Genomic DNA, 16,008 nt, shown 5'->3' with positions numbered 1-16,008 from the left:
CCGGTACGCGTCGCCCAGGACGGCGCCGGCGTGGGGACGGAGACCCTCGAGCGAGGAGCAGAGCGATGGCGTCGCAGGCCGCGGACGGACCGGAGACGGCTGTCGCCTCGCGTCGCTCCAAGATCACCCCCGAGCGCGAGCGGGAGTTCTTCGACGCCGTGCTCGACCAGATCCGCGAGAGCGGATACGAGGCCGTGACCATGGAAGGGGTCGCCGCCAGCACCCGGTGCAGCAAGTCGACGCTGTACCGGCAGTGGCGGAGCAAACCGCAGTTCGTGGTGGCCGCGCTGCGGGCCAGCCGCCGCACCCGGTTCGCCGGGATCGACACCGGCTCGCTCGCCGGGGACCTGCGGCAGGTCGCGCGGGCCGCGGGCGAGTGGTCCGGCAAGGACACCCGGCTGCTGCAGGCTCTGGGCAACGCCATCCTGCAGGACGCGGAGCTGAAGAAGGCGCTGCGCGAGGCGCTGGTGGAGCCGGAGGTCGACGCGTTGCGGGAGATGCTGCGCCGCGCAGTCGAGCGCGGCGAGGTCGCCCCCGACAATCCGGCGCTGGAGCATGTGCCGGCGCAGATCTTCGGCGTTCTGCGCATCCGGCCGCTGCTGGAGGGGGAGTACGCCGACCCGGACTACATGGTCCGGTTCGTGGAGGCCTGCGTGCTGCCCGCGCTCGGGCTCGCACCATGACCCAGGTCGCCGTCCACGGGATGACTGGACGGTGACCTGCTCGCGCCGCACCGTGGGGACGGGGGCGGCGCGCACCCCGGCCGGGTGGGGTTCCTCTGGAGCGGAGGGGCACCCCACCCGGCCGGCACGTGTCCGCCGGCCGGTCAGACGCTCTTGCCGGAGCCGCCGCCCGAGGACCTCTTGATGCCTGCGGTGATCTCGTCGATCACGGACGTCCCCTGGTCCACGTCGACACCGAAGCGGACGACGACCATCCGTCCGGTGCCGGGTGCCCGGAAGGCCAGCGATTCGACGTACCCGTCCGAGCCCTTCCTGGTGTTCGCCTTCCAACGCACCATGTAGCCCTGCTCCCCGGCCACCGAGACCGGCTCGGAGGCCAGCACCTGGTGCGAGGCGATCCCGCCGTAGGCCTTGCCGTAGGACTGCTCGGCGTTCGTCTCGATGTCGGCCTTGGCGACCTCCTCGGGGGTGTCGCCCGGCGTGTCCAGCAGCACCGCGGGAGCGGAGGTGGCGCCCCCCTTGACGCAGTTGAGGGAGGCGTCACCGGGGCACGCGTAGGACTCCTCGGAGTTGACCGTCGCCCCCGACAGAGGAATCTGCTGGCCGTACCACCCCTCCGGGATGGGCAGGCTGATGCCGCTGAGCGGGTCGGAGACCGAACCACTGCGTATCTTGGGCGGTTCGGCGCTCCCGCCGGGACCCCCGTCGTCGTCCCCGCCGCCGTCCCGGTGCGGGCCGCCGAACGGCCCGTCCGGTCCGCCGGAGCCCTCCCGGTCCCCGGAGCCGCCGGAACTGCGGTGCGCCCCCGCCCGGTTGCTGCTGCCGCCGTCGTCCTGGCTGAGCACGTACACCCCCACACCTATGCTCGCCAGCACCGCGGCGGCCGCCGCGACGGCCACCCCGGTGCGCAGCCCGCGCCGCGGACCGCGCACTGCCGGGGCGGGCTGCGCACCGTACGGCGGGTAGCCCGGGTACGCCGGGGACGCGGGCTGCCCCATGTGCCCCGGCTGCCCGGGCTGTCCGTAGCCGGAGGGCTGGGCGTAGGGGTTGGGCTGGGCGTACGGTCCCGGCTGCCCGTAGGGGGCGGGCCCGCCGTACGGCCCCGGCCCACCGTACGGCCCGGGTGATCCGTAGGGGCCGGGGGTGGCCGGAGGGCTCTGGGGCGCCGGCGGGGTGGGGTGAGGTGCCGGAGGCTGCCCCGGCGCGGGGGAGGAGGCCTCGCCGGCGCCTTCGCCGGCCCGGTCCGGGGCCGCGGGCGCGCCCTGCGTCGCGGCGCCGTCGCCGACCTGCGCGGCGGTCTTCTCGGCCGGAGCCTCGGTGGTCTTCTCGGTCGGATCCCCGGCGGCCTCCTCGGCCGGATCCTGGGCTTCGCCGGACTGCCGGGCCGCCTGCCCGGCTTCGTCGCGCCGCCCGCCCTGCGGCTGCCCGGCCGCGTCCGCTTCCCCGTCGCCGCCCCGGGCCCCGGTGTCCGCCGGACCGTCCTGCGGCTGCGCCTGCGGACCCCCTGCCGAGGCCGCCCCGGCCGGGCGGATCCGCTCCGTCCACGCCTTGCCGTCCCACCAGCGCTCGGTGGCGGGACCGTCACTTGTCTGCCCGGGGTCGGGGTACCACCCGGGAGGAGTCACCTGCGTCATGACCCCACCGTATGAGGCGTCGGTGAAAGACCGATGAGAGGACCCCTGACCGGCGTCAACTGCCGTACGGAAAAGTCCCGTTGACTGCCTCTGCGGGCCCGGCCCAGGTCACCGGGCCGCCCTGTCGCCGTCCTTACCCGAACGTCACCCGTCACGGCAAGCGGTACCGCGACCTTCCTGCGTCCCGGCCGGCGGGAGACTACGCTCGGCACCCGTACGTCGTCCGGGCGACTAGGGGAGGTAGCGGGATGACGCGGGAACGGCCGGACGCGGCCGCCTCGGCTTCCCTGTGGGAGCGCGACGAGGAGATCACCGCCGTCCTGCACGCGGTGGACTCGCTGTGCGCCGACCGGTCCTCCTCCGGGGGACTGCTGATGTTCGAGGGCGAGGCGGGACTGGGCAAGACCGCCCTGCTGGCCGAGGCCCGGCGCATCGCCGAACGGCGCGGCTGCACCGTCTGGTCGGCCCGTGGCGGCGAGTTCCTGCGCTCCGTGCCCTTCCACGTCGTCCGGCAGCTGCTCCAGCCCGCGCTCGTCCGTCTGCACCCGGAGGAGATCCGCGACTATCTCGGCGACTGGTACGGCATCGCCGGCCCCGCCCTCGGCATAGCCGAGCCCTCCGCCCGGCACCCGGATCCGCAGGGCGTGTGCGACGGCCTGGTCGCCGCCGTGAGCCGGCTCGCCGGACGCGAGTGGCCGCTGGTGCTGCTGATCGACGACGCCCACTGGGCCGACGAGGAGACGCTGCGCTGGCTCGCCGCGCTCTCCGGACGCCTGGCGGAGCTGTCCGCGCTGATGGTGGTGACCCGGCGGCCCGGCGAGGCGGAGGGCACCGGTGCCGTCCTGCTCGACCGGGTCGCCGCCGCCGCGGGTGTGCGCACCCTGACCGCCCTGTCGCCCGAGGCCACCGCCGGCCTCACCCGCGCCGCGCTCGGGGCGCACGCCGACGCGCCGTTCTGCCGCGAGGTGTGGGCGGTCACCGGCGGCAACCCGTACGACACCGTCGAACTGCTCGCCAAGGTCCGCGACAGCGACCTGCAGCCCGTGGAGGCCCGGGCCGGCGATCTGCGCGCGCTGGGCGGCTCCGCCCGGGGCGGCGGCGTCATCGCCCGCCTGGAGGATCTCGGCGTCGACGCCACCCGGTTCGCCTGGGCCGTCGCCGTCCTCGGCCCCGGCATGGGGGTGGACCTCGCCGCCCGGCTGGCCACCATGCCCCGCGAGGACGCGCTGCGCAGCATCCAGCAGCTGCGCGAGGCCCGCATCCTGCGCGAGACCGACCCGGTCACCGCGTGCGGCGGGGACGAGCTGGAGTTCGTCCACCCGCTGATCGCCACCGCCGTCTACGACTCCATCCCCGACGCGCTGCGCACCGCCATGCACGGCATCGCCGCCCAGCTCGTCACCGACGCCGGGCTCGGCGCCGCCGCGGCCTCCCGCCACCTGCTGAAGGTGCACCCGGAGGCCGACGGGGAACTCGTCGAGCAGCTGCGCCGGGCCGCCCGCGAACACCTCGCCGTGGGCGCCCCCGACGCGGCCCGCCGTTGCCTCGAACGCGCCCTCGAAGAGCCGCCTCCGCCCGAGGTGCACGCACAGGTGCTGTACGAACTGGGCTGCGCCACCCTGCTGACCGCCCCCGCCACCACCGTCGAGCACCTCAAGGCCGCCCTCAGCATGCCCGGACTCGACGACGACACCCGCGTGGACGCCGTCCGGCGGCTGTCCCAGGCGCTGCTGCACAACAACCAGCTCCGCGAGGCCGTCCGCACCGTCCAGCTCGAGGCCGCCCGGCACGAACCCGGCCCCACCCGCCTCAGGCTGCACGCCGTGCAGTACATGTGGGAGGGCCTGCACGCCGGCGAGGCGGTCACCCGCGACCGCCGCGAGCGGCTCGCCGCGCTCGCGGCGGCCTGCACCGGCCGGGACAACTCCGAACGCGCCCTGCTGATCCTGCGCGGCTTCGACGCCATGACCCGCGGCGAGAACGCCGAAGAGGTCGTCGAACTGTGCGACCGCGCCCTGGTCGACGGCCGCCTCGCCCCCGGACTCGGCTGGACCGACACCGAGTGGGGCATCGAACTGCTGCTGATGCTCGCCGGCACCTACACCTACTGCGACCGCCTCGACCGTGCGGAGGCCCTCTACCAGGAGGGCGTGCACGCCTACGAACGGGCCGGCTGGAGCGGCGGCCACCTCGCCCTCGCCCACGCCTACGTCGGGCTCGCCCACCGCAGACGGGGCCGGCTGGCGCAGGCCGAGGAATCCCTGCGCCGGTCGCTGCGGATCGCCGAACGCGTCGGCCGCGGCCTGCCGCTGTACTGGACCGCCACCTGCAGCCTGGTCGACACGCTGCTGGCCCGCGGCCAGGTGGACGAGGCCTGGGAGACCGCCGAACGCCACGACTTCGTCCCGCCCTACCCGTCCACCATCGTCATGCCCGACCCGCGCTGCATCCGCGGTCGGCTGCTGCTCGCCGCGGGCCGCACCGAGGAGGGCGTGGCGGAACTCGAGGCCGCCGGGCAGGCCGCCGCCGTCCGCGGCCACCACAACCCGGTCCTGGTGCCGTGGGCGGCCGACCTCGCCCGGGCCCTGGCCGGCGTGGACCCGGACCGCGCCGCCGCGCTGGCCGCCCGGGTCCGCCGCCACGCCGAACGCTTCGGCACCGACACCGCCGTCGGGGAGGCGCTGCGGTGCGCCGCCGCCCTGGAGACGGGGGAGCGCGCCGTCCGCCTGGCCGCCCGGGCCGCGGCCCGTCTGGAGACCTCCCCGTGCCGGTACGAACACGCCGCTGCCCGCGTGGAGTTGGGCATCCTCTCCGGCTCGGTGGAGGAACTCGACCGAGGCCGGGAACTGGCGCGCTCCTGCGGCGCGGACGGGCTCGTGGCCCAGGCGGACCGCATGCTGCAGACCGTGCGCGGCTGAGCCGCGGCGACACCCGCGGCACCCCCCCGGGCCACCCGCCGGACCGCCGGCGTGCCGGCGTCGCCGGCCGGAGCGGTCACCCCTGCCCGGGCTCCTCCGCGAGCACCCGCTGCGCCACCGCGAACGCCGCATTCGCGGCCGGAACCCCGCAGTACACGGCGCTCTGCAGCAGCACCGCGCCGATCTCCTCGTGCGTCAGCCCGTTGCGGCGGGCCGCCCGCACATGCATCGCCAGCTCGTCCAGGTGGCCGTGCGCCACCAGCGCCGTCAGCGTGATCATGCTGCGCTCGCGCCGGGTCAGCGTGTCGTCGGTCCAGATCTCCCCCCAGGCGTACCGGGAGATGAAGTCCTGGAACCGGGCCGTGAACGGGGTCTGCCGGGCCTGGGCGCGGTCCACGTGCGCATCGCCCAGCACCTCGCGCCGCACCCGCATCCCGCGCCGGGGCGCGCCGTCCAGATGGGTGCGCAGGGCCGCCAGCACCGCCTCCGGGCACTGCGCGGGCGCCAGGTGCGAGGCGCCGGGGATCTCCACGAGGGTCGAGTCCGGGACCGCGTCGGCGATCCGCCGCAGGTGCGCGGGCGGGGTCGCCGGGTCCTCGCGGCCCGCGACCAGCAGGGTGGGGGCCGTGATGTCGGTGAGCCGGTCGGTCAGGTCGAAGGCGGCCAGCGCGTCGCAGCACGCGGCGTACGCCTCCGGGTCGGCCTTTCGGTGGTCGTCCACCAGCCGGGGCACGGTGACATCACCGGCGAACCAGCGGTCGTTCGCGCTCTCCACCAGCCACTCGAGGCCCTCGCGGCGCACCCGCGCGGCCCGGTCCTGCCAGGCCCGGGCGCCGCCGAAGTCGGCCGAGGAGCACAGCACCGCCAGCGAGGTCACCCGCTCGGGATGGTGCACGGCCAGGTGCAGGCCCACCGCGCCGCCCAGCGACACGCCCGCGTACGCGAACCGCTCGATGCCGAGGCAGTCGGCGAGGTCCAGGACGAGCCCCGCCAGGTCGGCGACGGTCGCGCCGGCGGTGACCAGGTCCGCCGCCGAGGCGCCGTGCCCGGGCAGGTCCCAGCGCACGACCCGGTGGGAGACGGCCAGTTCGGGCGCGACCTCGTCCCACAGGGCGAGCGAGGTGCCCAGCGACGGCCCGAGCAGCAGCGGGGGAGCCGAGGCGGAGCCTTCTTCGAGGTGGTGCAGTGTCAACGTCGCTCCAGAGCACGGTCGGTGAGGGGCCCGGCGGATCCGGTGTAGCGGGCGGGGTCGGTCAGCTCGGCCAGGTCCACGTCGTCGCGGTCCGCCAGCTCCGGCTGCTCGGCGAGCAGCTCGCCGAGGCTGCGGCCCTCGCGGTGGCTGCGGCGGGCCAGGTCGGTGAGCAGCTGTGTGGCACGGGCCCGCCCGAGCAACGGCGCCAGCTCGGCCGAGAGCCGCTCGGAGACGATCAGCCCGTGGGTGAGGTCCAGGTGGGCGCGCATCGCGTCCGCGTCCACCCGCAGCCCCTCGGCCAGCTCGGCCGCGTCTCGGGCGGCGCCGCCGACGAGCCGCAGCAGATCGCGCAGCGGCTCCCACTCGGCGTGCCAGGCGCCCGCCGGACGCTCGTCCTCCGCCGGCATCGACGCGTACAGCGTGGCCGCGAGCTGCGGGGCACGCCGGGCCGCCGCCGCGATCAGCGTGGCGCGCACCGGGTTCGCCTTGTGCGGCATCGCCGAGGAGCCGCCGCCGCTGCCCTCCGCCAGCTCGGCGATCTCCGTGCGGGCCAGGGTGAGCACGTCCACCGCCGTGCGGCCCAGCGCGCCGGCGGTGAAGGCCAGGCAGCCGGCGAGGTCGGCGACGGGGGTGCGCAGGGTGTGCCAGGGCAGCAGGGGGGCGGCCAGGCCCAGTTCGCGGGCGTAGGCCTCGGGAAGCGCGGTCGCGTCCTGAGTGCCGTAGGCGGAGAACGCCGCCAGGGTGCCGGCGGCCCCGCCGAGCTGCGCGGGCAGCGACCGGCGGACGCGCTCGACGCGGTCCCGGGCGTCCAGGACCAGGGAGCGCCATCCGGCCGCCTTCAGACCGAACGTGGTCGGCACGGCGTGCTGGGTGAGCGTCCGGCCGGGCATCACCGTGTCGCGGTGGGCGGCGGCCAGCCGGGCCAGGGCGGCCTCCGTGCGCGCCAGGTCGGCCAGGATCACGTCCAGGGTGCGCGCGGCCATCAGCATCAGCGCCGTGTCCAGGATGTCCTGGCTGGTGGCGCCTCGGTGCACATACGGACCGTGCTCCGGGCCGGCCGCCTGCGTCAGGTCCGCGACCAGCGGGATCACCGGGTTGCCGCCGGCACGGGCCCGTTCGGCGAGCGCGGCCGCGTCGAACCGGTCCGCTGCGGCCGCCCGGGTCACCGCCTCGGCGGCCTGTCGCGGGGCGAGACCGAGCGCGGCCTGCGCCCGGGTCAGGGCGGCCTCGGCGTCCAGCAGCGCGGCCAGGAAGGCGTGGTCGCTCGTGGCGGCCGCGGCGGCCGAGCCGGCCCAGCCGGGGCCCAGCAGGCCGGCCCCGGCGGTCGAGGATGCGGGGTGTGTCACCGGAACTCCAGGAAGACCGTCTCGCCCTCGCCCTGAAGGCGGATGTCGAAACGGTACGTGCCGACGCTCTCCTCGGCGGCGATCAGCGTGGCGCGTCGCTCGTCCTCCAGCCGGCTCAGCAGCGGGTCGCCGGCCAGGGCGGCGTCGTCGCCCGGGACGTAGATCCGGGTGAACAGGTGGTGCAACAGACCGCGCGCGAACACGCACACGCTCAGGTAGGGGGCGTTGCCGCCGCGGGCGCCGGGGCGCAGGGTGCGCACGTACCAGTGGCCGTCGGCGTCGGTCTGGACGCGCCCGAAACCGGTGAACTCCACGCCGTTGCGGCCCAGGACGGCCCCGGTGGCCGGATCGCGTCGCATCGAGCCGTCGACGGCGGGGAGCGTGCCGTCCGGGGCGGGACCCCACACCTCCAGCAGGGCGTCCGGCAGCGGTCTGCCCTCGCCGTCGGTGACGTACCCGTGCACGGTCACGGTGTCCGGGTGGCCGAGCGGGGCGACGTCCTCACCGCCGCGGAACGGCAGCGCGTAGCCGTAGAAGGGGCCCACCGTCTGCGACGGGGTGGGCGGCACGGTGCCCGGGCGGCTCGTGTCGGTGGTCGTCATGGCGGGTCAGCGTCCTTCTTCCATCCAGGTGGCGTTCGGGCCGTCCAGCACGATGTCCCAGCGGTAGCCGAGGGAGAACTCCGGCACCGACAGGCTGTGGTCGTAGGTGGCGACCAGCCGCTGCCGGGCGGCGTCGTCCGTGACGGACTGCAGGATCGGGTCGTACGGAAAGAGCGGGTCGTTGGGGAAGTACATCTGCGTCACGAGCCGCTGGGTGAAGGCCGTGCCGAAGACGGAGAAGTGGATGTGCGCGGGCCGCCAGGCGTTGAGGTGGTTGCGCCACGGGTAGGGGCCGGGCTGGATGGTGGTGAAGTGGTAGCGGCCCTCGTCGTCGGTCAGGGTGCGGCCGACCCCGGTGAAGTTCGGGTCCAGCGGGGCGTCGTGCTGTTCCCGCTGGTGGGCGTAGCGGCCCGCGGCGTTGGCCTGCCAGATCTCGATGAGCTGGCCGCGCACCGGCCGCCCGTCACGGTCGAGCAGCCGCCCGGAGACGGTGATCCGTTCGCCGATCGGCTCCCCGGTGTGCTGCCGTGTCAGGTCGTTGTCGATCTCGGTGATGTCCCGCTCGCCGAAGGCCGGCGAGGACAGCTCGACCAGTTCCGGGTCCTCGCGGACGTCGATGGCGACCAGCGGCTGCTTCGGGTGGCGCAGGACGGAGGAGCGGTAGGGGGCGTAGTCGCGCCGCGGGTGGTGCTCCACCGGTGCGCCCTGGGCGACACGCTCGGCGTAGGCGGCGCGCTCGGCCGCGATCTCCTGGTCGATGTCGTGCTGGGTGAGAGTCATGACGGATACCTGACGCTTCCTTAGCGTTCCAGGACCAGGGCGAGGCCCTGGCCGACGCCGATGCAGAGGGTGGCGACACCGGTGCCGGACCCCTTGCGGGCCAGCTGGTGGGCGACGGTGCCGGCGAGGCGAGCACCGGAGGCGCCCAGCGGGTGGCCGAGGGCGATGGCGCCGCCCTGCGGGTTGAGGATCGCCGGGTCGAACTCGGGCCACTCGGCCAGGCAGCCGAGCACCTGCGCGGCGAACGCCTCGTTCAGCTCCAGCACGTCCAGGTCCGCGAAGGTCCGGCCGGCCTTGGCCAGGGCCCGCTCGACGGCCTCGACGGGGGCGAGACCGAAGTACTGCGGGTCGGTGGCGGACACACCGGTCGCCGCGATGCGGGCCAGCGGCTCCCGGCCGGTGGCCTTCAGCCCCTCCTCGTCGGTGAGGAGCAGGGCGGCGGCGCCGTCGTTGAGCGGGGAGGCGTTGCCCGCGGTGACCGTGCCGTTCTCGGTGCGGAAGGACGGCTTGAGCCGGGCCAGAGCCTCCAGGGAGGTGTCGGGACGGACGCACTCGTCGGCGGCGAAGGAGACCGTCTCGCCCTTGCGTCGCGACACCGTCACCGGGGCCAGCTCCACGTCGAACAGGCCCGCCTCCCGGGCCGCGACCGCCTTGCGGTGGCTGTCCAGGGCGAACTCGTCCTGCTGCTCCCGGCCGATGCCGTGCTTCTCGGCGATCAGCTCGGCCGACTCGCCGAGCGGGATCGTCCACTCCGGGTTCATCCGCGGGTTGACCATGCGCCAGCCGAGCGTGGTGGAGTACAGCTCGGCGTGACCGGCCGGGAAGGCCTTGTCGCTCTTGGGCAGGACGTAGGGGGCGCGGGTCATGGACTCCACGCCGCCGGCCAGCGCGATCGAGGCGTCGCCGACGGCGATGGCACGGGCCGCCTGGACCACGGCCTCCAGGCCGGAGGCGCACAGCCGGTTCACGGTCACGCCCGGCACGGAGGTGGGCAGGCCGGCGAGCAGCGCGGCCATCCGGGCGACGTTGCGGTTCTCCTCCCCGGCGCCGTTGGCGTTGCCGACGTAGACGTCGTCGATGCGGGCCGGGTCCAGCGCGGGCGTGCGCTCCAGCAGCGCGCCGATGGTGTGGGCGGCCAGGTCGTCGGGGCGTACGCCCGCCAGGGCACCGTTGTACCTGCCGAACGGGGTGCGGACGGCGTCGACCAGGTAGACGTCCTTCATGCCTGCTCCTTGTGCGGGACGCGGACCGGGGCGTCGGTCCGGGCGGTGATCTCCTCGGCCGTGACGCCCGGTGCGGTCTCCACCAGTTCCAGCCCGTCGGCGGTGACGTCCAGGACACCGAGGTCGGTGACGATCCGGTTCACGCAACGCTTCCCGGTCAGCGGCAGCGTGCACTCCTTCAGGATCTTGGGGGAGCCGTCCTTGGCGGTGTGCGTCATGACCACGATGACGGTGCGGGCGCCGTGCACCAGGTCCATCGCACCGCCGATCCCGGTGATCATCTTGCCGGGGACCGCCCAGTTGGCCAGGTCGCCGGAGGCGGAGACCTGCATCGCGCCGAGCACGGCGACGTCGATGTGGCCGCCGCGGATCATGGCGAAGGACAGCGCCGAGTCGAAGAAGGAGGCGCCCGGCAGGACCGTGACGGTCTCCTTGCCCGCGTTGATCAGGTCCGGGTCGACGGCGTCCTCGGTGGGGTAGGGGCCGGTGCCCAGGATGCCGTTCTCCGACTCGAGGACGACCTCCACCCCGGGCGGCAGATGGTTCGGGATCAGCGTCGGCAGACCGATGCCGAGGTTGACGTACTGGCCGTCCCGCAGCTCGCGAGCCGCTCGGGCGGCCATCTCCTCACGCGTCCAGGCCATCAGTGGCTCTCCGTCCTGTGCGCGGCGGGGGTGGACACCGTCCGCTTCTCGATCTTCTTGTCCGCCGCCTGCTCGGGCGTCAGCGCGACCACGCGCTGCACGAAGACGCCCGGCAGGTGCACCGCGTCCGGGTCGATCTCGCCGGGCTCGACCAGCTCCTCCACCTCGGCGATGGTCACCGTGCCGGCCATCGCCGCCAGCGGGTTGAAGTTGCGGGAGGACTTGTTGAAGACCAGATTGCCGTGCCGGTCGCCCTTGGCCGCGCGCACCAGCGCGAAGTCGGTGCGGATGGCGCGCTCCAGCACGTACTCCACGCCGTCGAACACGCGGACCTCCTTGGGCGGCGAGGCCACGGCGACGCCGCCGTTGCCGTCGTAGCGCCAGGGCAGCCCGCCCTCGGCGACCTGGGTGCCCACACCGGCCGGGGTGTAGAAGGCGGGGATGCCCGCACCGCCGGCGCGCAGCCGCTCGGCCAGCGTGCCCTGCGGGATCAGCTCCACCTCCAGCTCACCGGCCAGGTACTGGCGGGCGAACTCCTTGTTCGCCCCGATGTAGGAGCCGGTCACCCGGGCGATCCGCCCCGCCGCCAGCAGCACCGCCAGCCCGGACTCCATCGCACCGCAGTTGTTCGACACCACCGACAGGCCGCCGACCCCGCGCTCGTACAGCGCCTGGATCAGCACGTTCGGTACGCCGCTCAGCCCGAAACCGCCCACCGCCAGCGAGGCGCCGTCCGGGACGTCGGCCACCGCCTCCGCCGCCGTGGGGACCACCTTGTCCATCGACACAAGCCTCATCTCCACCGAGCGTCCCAGCGCCAGATAGTCAGGGCACTGAGTATTTTCGTGAGGTGCCCACACGCTGCCACCGGGCGGCCGACCAGTCAATAGGTGCCGCAGATACAGGAAGTCTCCTTGTGCTGTGAGGCGGATGGCGAAACGCTCGGGCCTGTATTGTTCAGTGCACGTACGAAAACGCCCTGACGTCACGGCGCAGCGACCCACTCACGCGAGGAGCGCACATGGCCGCGGTGGACCTCACGACCCACCCCGGGCACCTGGCCCGGCGGCTGCAGCAGGCCCACTACCTGCTGTGGACCACGATGGTCTCCGAGGAGATCACCTCACCGCAGTTCGCGGTCCTCAACGTGCTGGTCGCCGAGCCCGGGCTCGACCAGCGCACGGTGGGGGAGCGGGTCGGCCTCGACCGGTCCACCACCGCGGAGGTGATCGGCCGCCTGGACCGCCGCGGCCTGCTGGACAAGGTCCGCGACCCGCAGGACGGCCGCCGCTTCCTGCTGCGGGTCACCGACGAGGGCGAGCGCACCCACCGCCGGCTCACCGTCCGCACCGCCCGGATGAACCAGGTGTTCCTCAGCCCGCTCAGCGCCGAGGAACGCACCCAGTTCATCGAGCTGATCCGCCGGGTCGCGGACGCCGCCGAGCATCTGCGCCACCCGGCCGAGCCCGGCACCGCTGCTGGCTGACCGGCGGGCGCCGCGCGCCGGCCCGCCGCGGTTCGCCGGCGGGCGCCCGGGTACCCGGCCGCCTGCGAAGGACGGAGCGCGAGCGAAGGGGCGCGAGACGATGAAGGCAGTCACCTGGCAAGGCAAGCGGGACGTACGGGTCGAGGACGTCCCCGATCCGAAGATCCAGGAGCCCACGGACGCCGTCATCCGGATCACCTCCACCGGCCTGTGCGGTTCCGACCTGCACCTGTACGAGGTCCTCACCCCGTTCATGACGCCCGGCGACATCCTCGGCCACGAACCGATGGGCATCGTGGAGGAGGTCGGCTCGGAGGTGCCGGACCTCAAGCCCGGCGACCGGGTGGTCGTCCCGTTCCAGATCGCCTGCGGCCGCTGCTTCATGTGCGCGGCCGGGCTGCCGACCCAGTGCGAGACCACCCAGGTCACCAGCGAGGGCATGGGCGCCGCCCTGTTCGGCTACACCCGGCTGTACGGCGCCGTCCCCGGCGCCCAGGCCGAGTACCTGAGGGTGCCGCAGGCCCACTACGGCCCGATCAAGGTGCCCCACGGCCCGGCCGACGACCGTTTCGTCTACCTCTCCGACGTGCTGCCCACCGCCTGGCAGGCCGTCGCCTACGCCGACGTGCCGCGTGGCGGCACCGTCGCCGTGCTGGGGCTCGGCCCGATCGGCGCCATGGCCTGCCGGGTCGCCCTCGCCCGCGGCGCCGAGCGGGTCTTCGGCGTCGACCTGGTCCCCGAACGGCTGGCCCGCGCCCGCCGCGACGGCGTGCACACCTTCGACCTGCGCGGCTTCGACCACGAGAAGGACCTCGTCGCCGCGATCCGCGACGAGACCGACGGACGCGGCCCCGACGCCGTGATCGACGCGGTCGGCACCGAGGCCCACGGCAGTGCCGTCGCCCGCCTGGTGCAGCAGGCCGCGGCCGTGTTGCCGCGCACGCTCAGCGGCCCGCTCGCCGAACGCTTCACCGTCGACCGGCTCGCCGCCTTCCACCTGGCCATCGAGCTGGTCCGCCGCGGCGGCACCATCTCCCTGTCCGGCGTCTACGGCGGCTCGGCCGACCCGCTGCCGATGCTCACCATGTTCGACAAGCAGCTGCAGATCCGGATGGGCCAGGCCAACGTCCGCCGCTGGACCGACGAGATCCTGCCCTACCTGACGGACGCCGACCCGCTCGGCGTGGACGAGTTCGCCACCCACCACGTGCCGCTGGCCGACGCCCCGCACGCCTACGAGATGTTCCAGCGCAAGCAGGACGGCGCGATCAAGGTGCTCTTCACCCCCTGAGACCCTGCCCCGGCCCTCACGGCGCCGGGGAGCCGAGGATCTCCGCGAGGTCGTAGTGGACCGGCTCCTGCAGCTGGGCGTAGGTGCAGCTGTCCGCGGTACGGTCCGGACGCCAGCGGCGGAAGCGTGCCGTGTGCCGGAACCGTTGCCCCTTCTCCATGTGGTCGTAGGCCACCTCGGCCACCCGCTCGGGCCTGAGCGGCACCCACGACAGATCCTTGCCGCCCGACCAGCGGCTCGGTGCGCCCGGCAGCCGCGCCGAGGCGTGCGCGGCCTCGTCGGACCACGCCGCCCACGGATGCCCGGCCACGTCCTCCATCACCAGCGGCCGCAGCTCCTCGATCAGCTCGGCCCGCTTCTTCGTCGAGAAGGCGGCGGACACCCCCACGTGCTGCAGCCGGCCGTCCTCGTCGTACAGGCCGAGCAGCAGCGAGCCGACCACCGGGCCGCTCTTGTGCAGCCGGTACCCGGCGACCACCACGTCCGCCGTGCGCTCGTGCTTGATCTTGAACATGGCCCGCTGGTCCGGCAGGTAGCGCACGGTCGGCGGTTTGGCGATCACCCCGTCCAGCCCCGCGCCCTCGTACTGCTCGAACCACCGCCGGGCCACCTCGATGTCCGTCGTCGCCGGCGCCACGTGCACCGGGGCCGTCACATCGCGCAGCGCCCGCTCCAGCAGCATCCGCCGGTCGGTGAGCGGCACCTCGAGCAGTGCCTCGTCCTCGAGCGCCAGCAGGTCGAACGCCACGAACGAGGCCGGGGTCCGCGCCGCCAGCGTCCGCACCCGGGAGTCCGCGGGATGGATCCGCTCGGTCAGCGCGTCGAAGTCCAGCCGGCCCTCCCGGGCGATCACGATCTCCCCGTCCAGCACGCACCGCGGCGGCACCCGCTCCTTCAGCGCCGCCACCAGCTCCGGGAAGTACCGGGTCAGCGGCTTGCCGGTACGGCTGCCCAGCTCCACCTCGTCGCCGTCACGGAACACGATCGACCGGAACCCGTCCCACTTCGCCTCGTACTGCATGCCGGGCGGGATGCGCGCCACCGCCTTGGCGAGCATCGGCTTCACGGGCGGCATCACCGGCAGGTCCATGCTGCGATTGTGCGCGCACACCCGGCGGGGCGCCCGGTGTGCGAGGTGTGCGGGGGACGCCTACCGTGGCACGCATGGGCGATGCGGTGGAACTTCAGGTGGGCGGCCGGACGGTCCGGCTGTCCAGCCCGGACAAGGTGTTCTTCCCCGAGCGCGGCTACACCAAGCTGGACGTCGCCCGCTACTACCAGGCCGTCGCCCCCGGCATCCTGCGGGCCCTGCGCGACCGCCCCACCACCCTGGAACGCTACCCGGACGGCATCACCGGCGAGTGGTTCTTCCAGAAACGCGCCCCCAAGGGCATGCCCGACTGGATCCCCACCGCCCACATCACCTTCCCCAGCGGCCGCAGCGCCGACGAGATGTGCCCCACCGAGGAGGCCGCCGTGGTGTGGGCCGCCCAGTACGGCACCCTCACCTTCCACCCCTGGCCGGTGCGGCGCGACGACGTCGACCACCCCGACGAGCTGCGCATCGACCTCGACCCGCAGCCCGGCACCGACTACCGGGACGCCGCCCGGGCCGCCCACGAACTGCGGGCTGTCCTCGACGAGTTCGGGGGACTGCGGGGCTGGCCCAAGACCTCCGGCGGGCGCGGCCTGCACGTGTTCGTGCCCATCGAACCGCGCTGGACCTTCACCCAGGTGCGGCGCGCCGCCATCGCGCTCGGCCGGGAGCTGGAGCGCCGGATGCCGGACCAGGTGACGATCAAGTGGTGGAAGGAGGAACGCGGCGCCCGGATCTTCCTCGACTACAACCAGACCGCCCGGGACCGCACCATCGCCTCCGCCTACTCGGTGCGCCCCCGCCCGCACGCACCCGTCTCGGCGCCCCTGCGCTGGGAGGAGGTCGGCGTGGCCCGCCCCGAGGACTTCGACCTCGCCACCATGCCGGTCCGGTTCGCCGAACTCGGCGACGTGCACGCCGGCATGGACGACCACGCCTATTCGCTGGAGCCCCTGCTGGAACTGGCCGCGCGGGACGAACGCGACCACGGCCTGAGCGACCTGCCCTACCCGCCGGAGTACCCGAAGATGCCCGGCGAGCCCAAGCGGGTGCAGCCCAGCCGGGCCAAGGCGGGCAAGAAGGAGGGTCCGGCCGCCTGACGACGACCGGACC

At 74.4% G+C, this 16,008-nt stretch carries 13 protein-coding genes and 1 pseudogene; 5 read left to right on the top strand and 9 right to left on the bottom strand.

The window, feature by feature from the left end:
• Nucleotides 1-65: 65 nt before the first annotated feature.
• The gene (locus OG899_RS02850; protein WP_168132118.1) at nt 66-683 is read left to right on the top strand and encodes a TetR/AcrR family transcriptional regulator; all 618 of its coding nucleotides are present in this window, start codon (nt 66-68) and stop codon (nt 681-683) included.
• Between the two features lie 1,472 nt (nt 684-2,155).
• Here the strand turns inward: OG899_RS02850 and OG899_RS02845 are convergent.
• Nucleotides 2,156-2,317, bottom strand: a pseudogene (locus OG899_RS02845) (DUF2510 domain-containing protein); the annotation flags it as partial.
• A 248-nt stretch (nt 2,318-2,565) separates the two neighbouring features.
• Between OG899_RS02845 and OG899_RS02840 the strand changes: the two are divergent.
• A complete protein-coding gene (locus tag OG899_RS02840) occupies nt 2,566-5,235 on the top strand; it encodes an AAA family ATPase (RefSeq protein ID WP_125497553.1) in 2,670 nt (889 codons plus the stop codon).
• Nucleotides 5,236-5,311: 76 nt separating this feature from the next.
• On the opposite strand, the gene pcaD is transcribed toward OG899_RS02840, so the two are convergent.
• From pcaD to OG899_RS02805, 7 genes are read right to left on the bottom strand one after another with little or no spacing between them, the layout of a single operon-like run.
• Nucleotides 5,312-6,427 (bottom strand): 3-oxoadipate enol-lactonase, encoded by a 1,116-nt coding sequence (gene pcaD, locus OG899_RS02835; RefSeq protein ID WP_189428386.1) that lies wholly within the window; start codon nt 6,425-6,427, stop codon nt 5,312-5,314.
• Nucleotides 6,424-7,773 (bottom strand): 3-carboxy-cis,cis-muconate cycloisomerase, encoded by a 1,350-nt coding sequence (gene pcaB, locus OG899_RS02830; protein ID WP_125497551.1) that lies wholly within the window; start codon nt 7,771-7,773, stop codon nt 6,424-6,426. Before pcaB ends, pcaD begins: the two co-directional genes overlap by 4 nt.
• Nucleotides 7,770-8,375 (bottom strand): protocatechuate 3,4-dioxygenase subunit alpha, encoded by a 606-nt coding sequence (pcaG, locus tag OG899_RS02825; RefSeq protein WP_125497550.1) that lies wholly within the window; start codon nt 8,373-8,375, stop codon nt 7,770-7,772. Before pcaG ends, pcaB begins: the two co-directional genes overlap by 4 nt.
• A gap of 6 nt (nt 8,376-8,381) precedes the next feature.
• Complete coding sequence (pcaH, locus tag OG899_RS02820) at nt 8,382-9,155, bottom strand: protocatechuate 3,4-dioxygenase subunit beta (RefSeq protein WP_406310886.1); 774 nt, start codon at nt 9,153-9,155, stop codon at nt 8,382-8,384.
• Between the two features lie 20 nt (nt 9,156-9,175).
• Nucleotides 9,176-10,378 (bottom strand): thiolase family protein, encoded by a 1,203-nt coding sequence (locus OG899_RS02815; protein WP_125497548.1) that lies wholly within the window; start codon nt 10,376-10,378, stop codon nt 9,176-9,178.
• The gene (locus OG899_RS02810) at nt 10,375-11,022 is read right to left on the bottom strand and encodes a CoA transferase subunit B (RefSeq protein ID WP_125497547.1); all 648 of its coding nucleotides are present in this window, start codon (nt 11,020-11,022) and stop codon (nt 10,375-10,377) included. The genes OG899_RS02815 and OG899_RS02810 overlap by 4 nt, the downstream gene beginning before the upstream one ends.
• Complete coding sequence (locus OG899_RS02805) at nt 11,022-11,804, bottom strand: CoA transferase subunit A (RefSeq protein WP_125497558.1); 783 nt, start codon at nt 11,802-11,804, stop codon at nt 11,022-11,024. The genes OG899_RS02810 and OG899_RS02805 overlap by 1 nt, the downstream gene beginning before the upstream one ends.
• 239 nt (nt 11,805-12,043) lie before the next feature.
• Here OG899_RS02805 and OG899_RS02800 point away from each other — a divergent pair, with 239 nt between their 5' ends.
• Nucleotides 12,044-12,508 (top strand): MarR family winged helix-turn-helix transcriptional regulator, encoded by a 465-nt coding sequence (locus OG899_RS02800; RefSeq protein ID WP_125497546.1) that lies wholly within the window; start codon nt 12,044-12,046, stop codon nt 12,506-12,508.
• Nucleotides 12,509-12,608: 100 nt separating this feature from the next.
• On the top strand, nt 12,609-13,799 hold the full coding sequence (locus OG899_RS02795) for a zinc-dependent alcohol dehydrogenase (protein WP_406310885.1): 1,191 nt from the start codon (nt 12,609-12,611) through the stop codon (nt 13,797-13,799).
• Between the two features lie 16 nt (nt 13,800-13,815).
• Here the strand turns inward: OG899_RS02795 and OG899_RS02790 are convergent, their stop codons facing one another.
• The gene (locus OG899_RS02790; RefSeq protein ID WP_406310884.1) at nt 13,816-14,889 is read right to left on the bottom strand and encodes an ATP-dependent DNA ligase; all 1,074 of its coding nucleotides are present in this window, start codon (nt 14,887-14,889) and stop codon (nt 13,816-13,818) included.
• Between the two features lie 74 nt (nt 14,890-14,963).
• Here OG899_RS02790 and ligD point away from each other — a divergent pair, with 74 nt between their 5' ends.
• Nucleotides 14,964-15,995 (top strand): non-homologous end-joining DNA ligase, encoded by a 1,032-nt coding sequence (ligD, locus tag OG899_RS02785; protein ID WP_125497543.1) that lies wholly within the window; start codon nt 14,964-14,966, stop codon nt 15,993-15,995.
• The last annotated feature ends 13 nt before the right edge of the window (nt 15,996-16,008 follow it).

This window comes from Streptomyces thermoviolaceus (genome assembly GCF_045209695.1).
GTDB lineage: Bacteria > Actinomycetota > Actinomycetes > Streptomycetales > Streptomycetaceae > Streptomyces > Streptomyces thermoviolaceus.
Note: the sequence above shows the minus strand (reverse complement) of the source record. Positions and strands in the feature narration are given on the sequence as shown.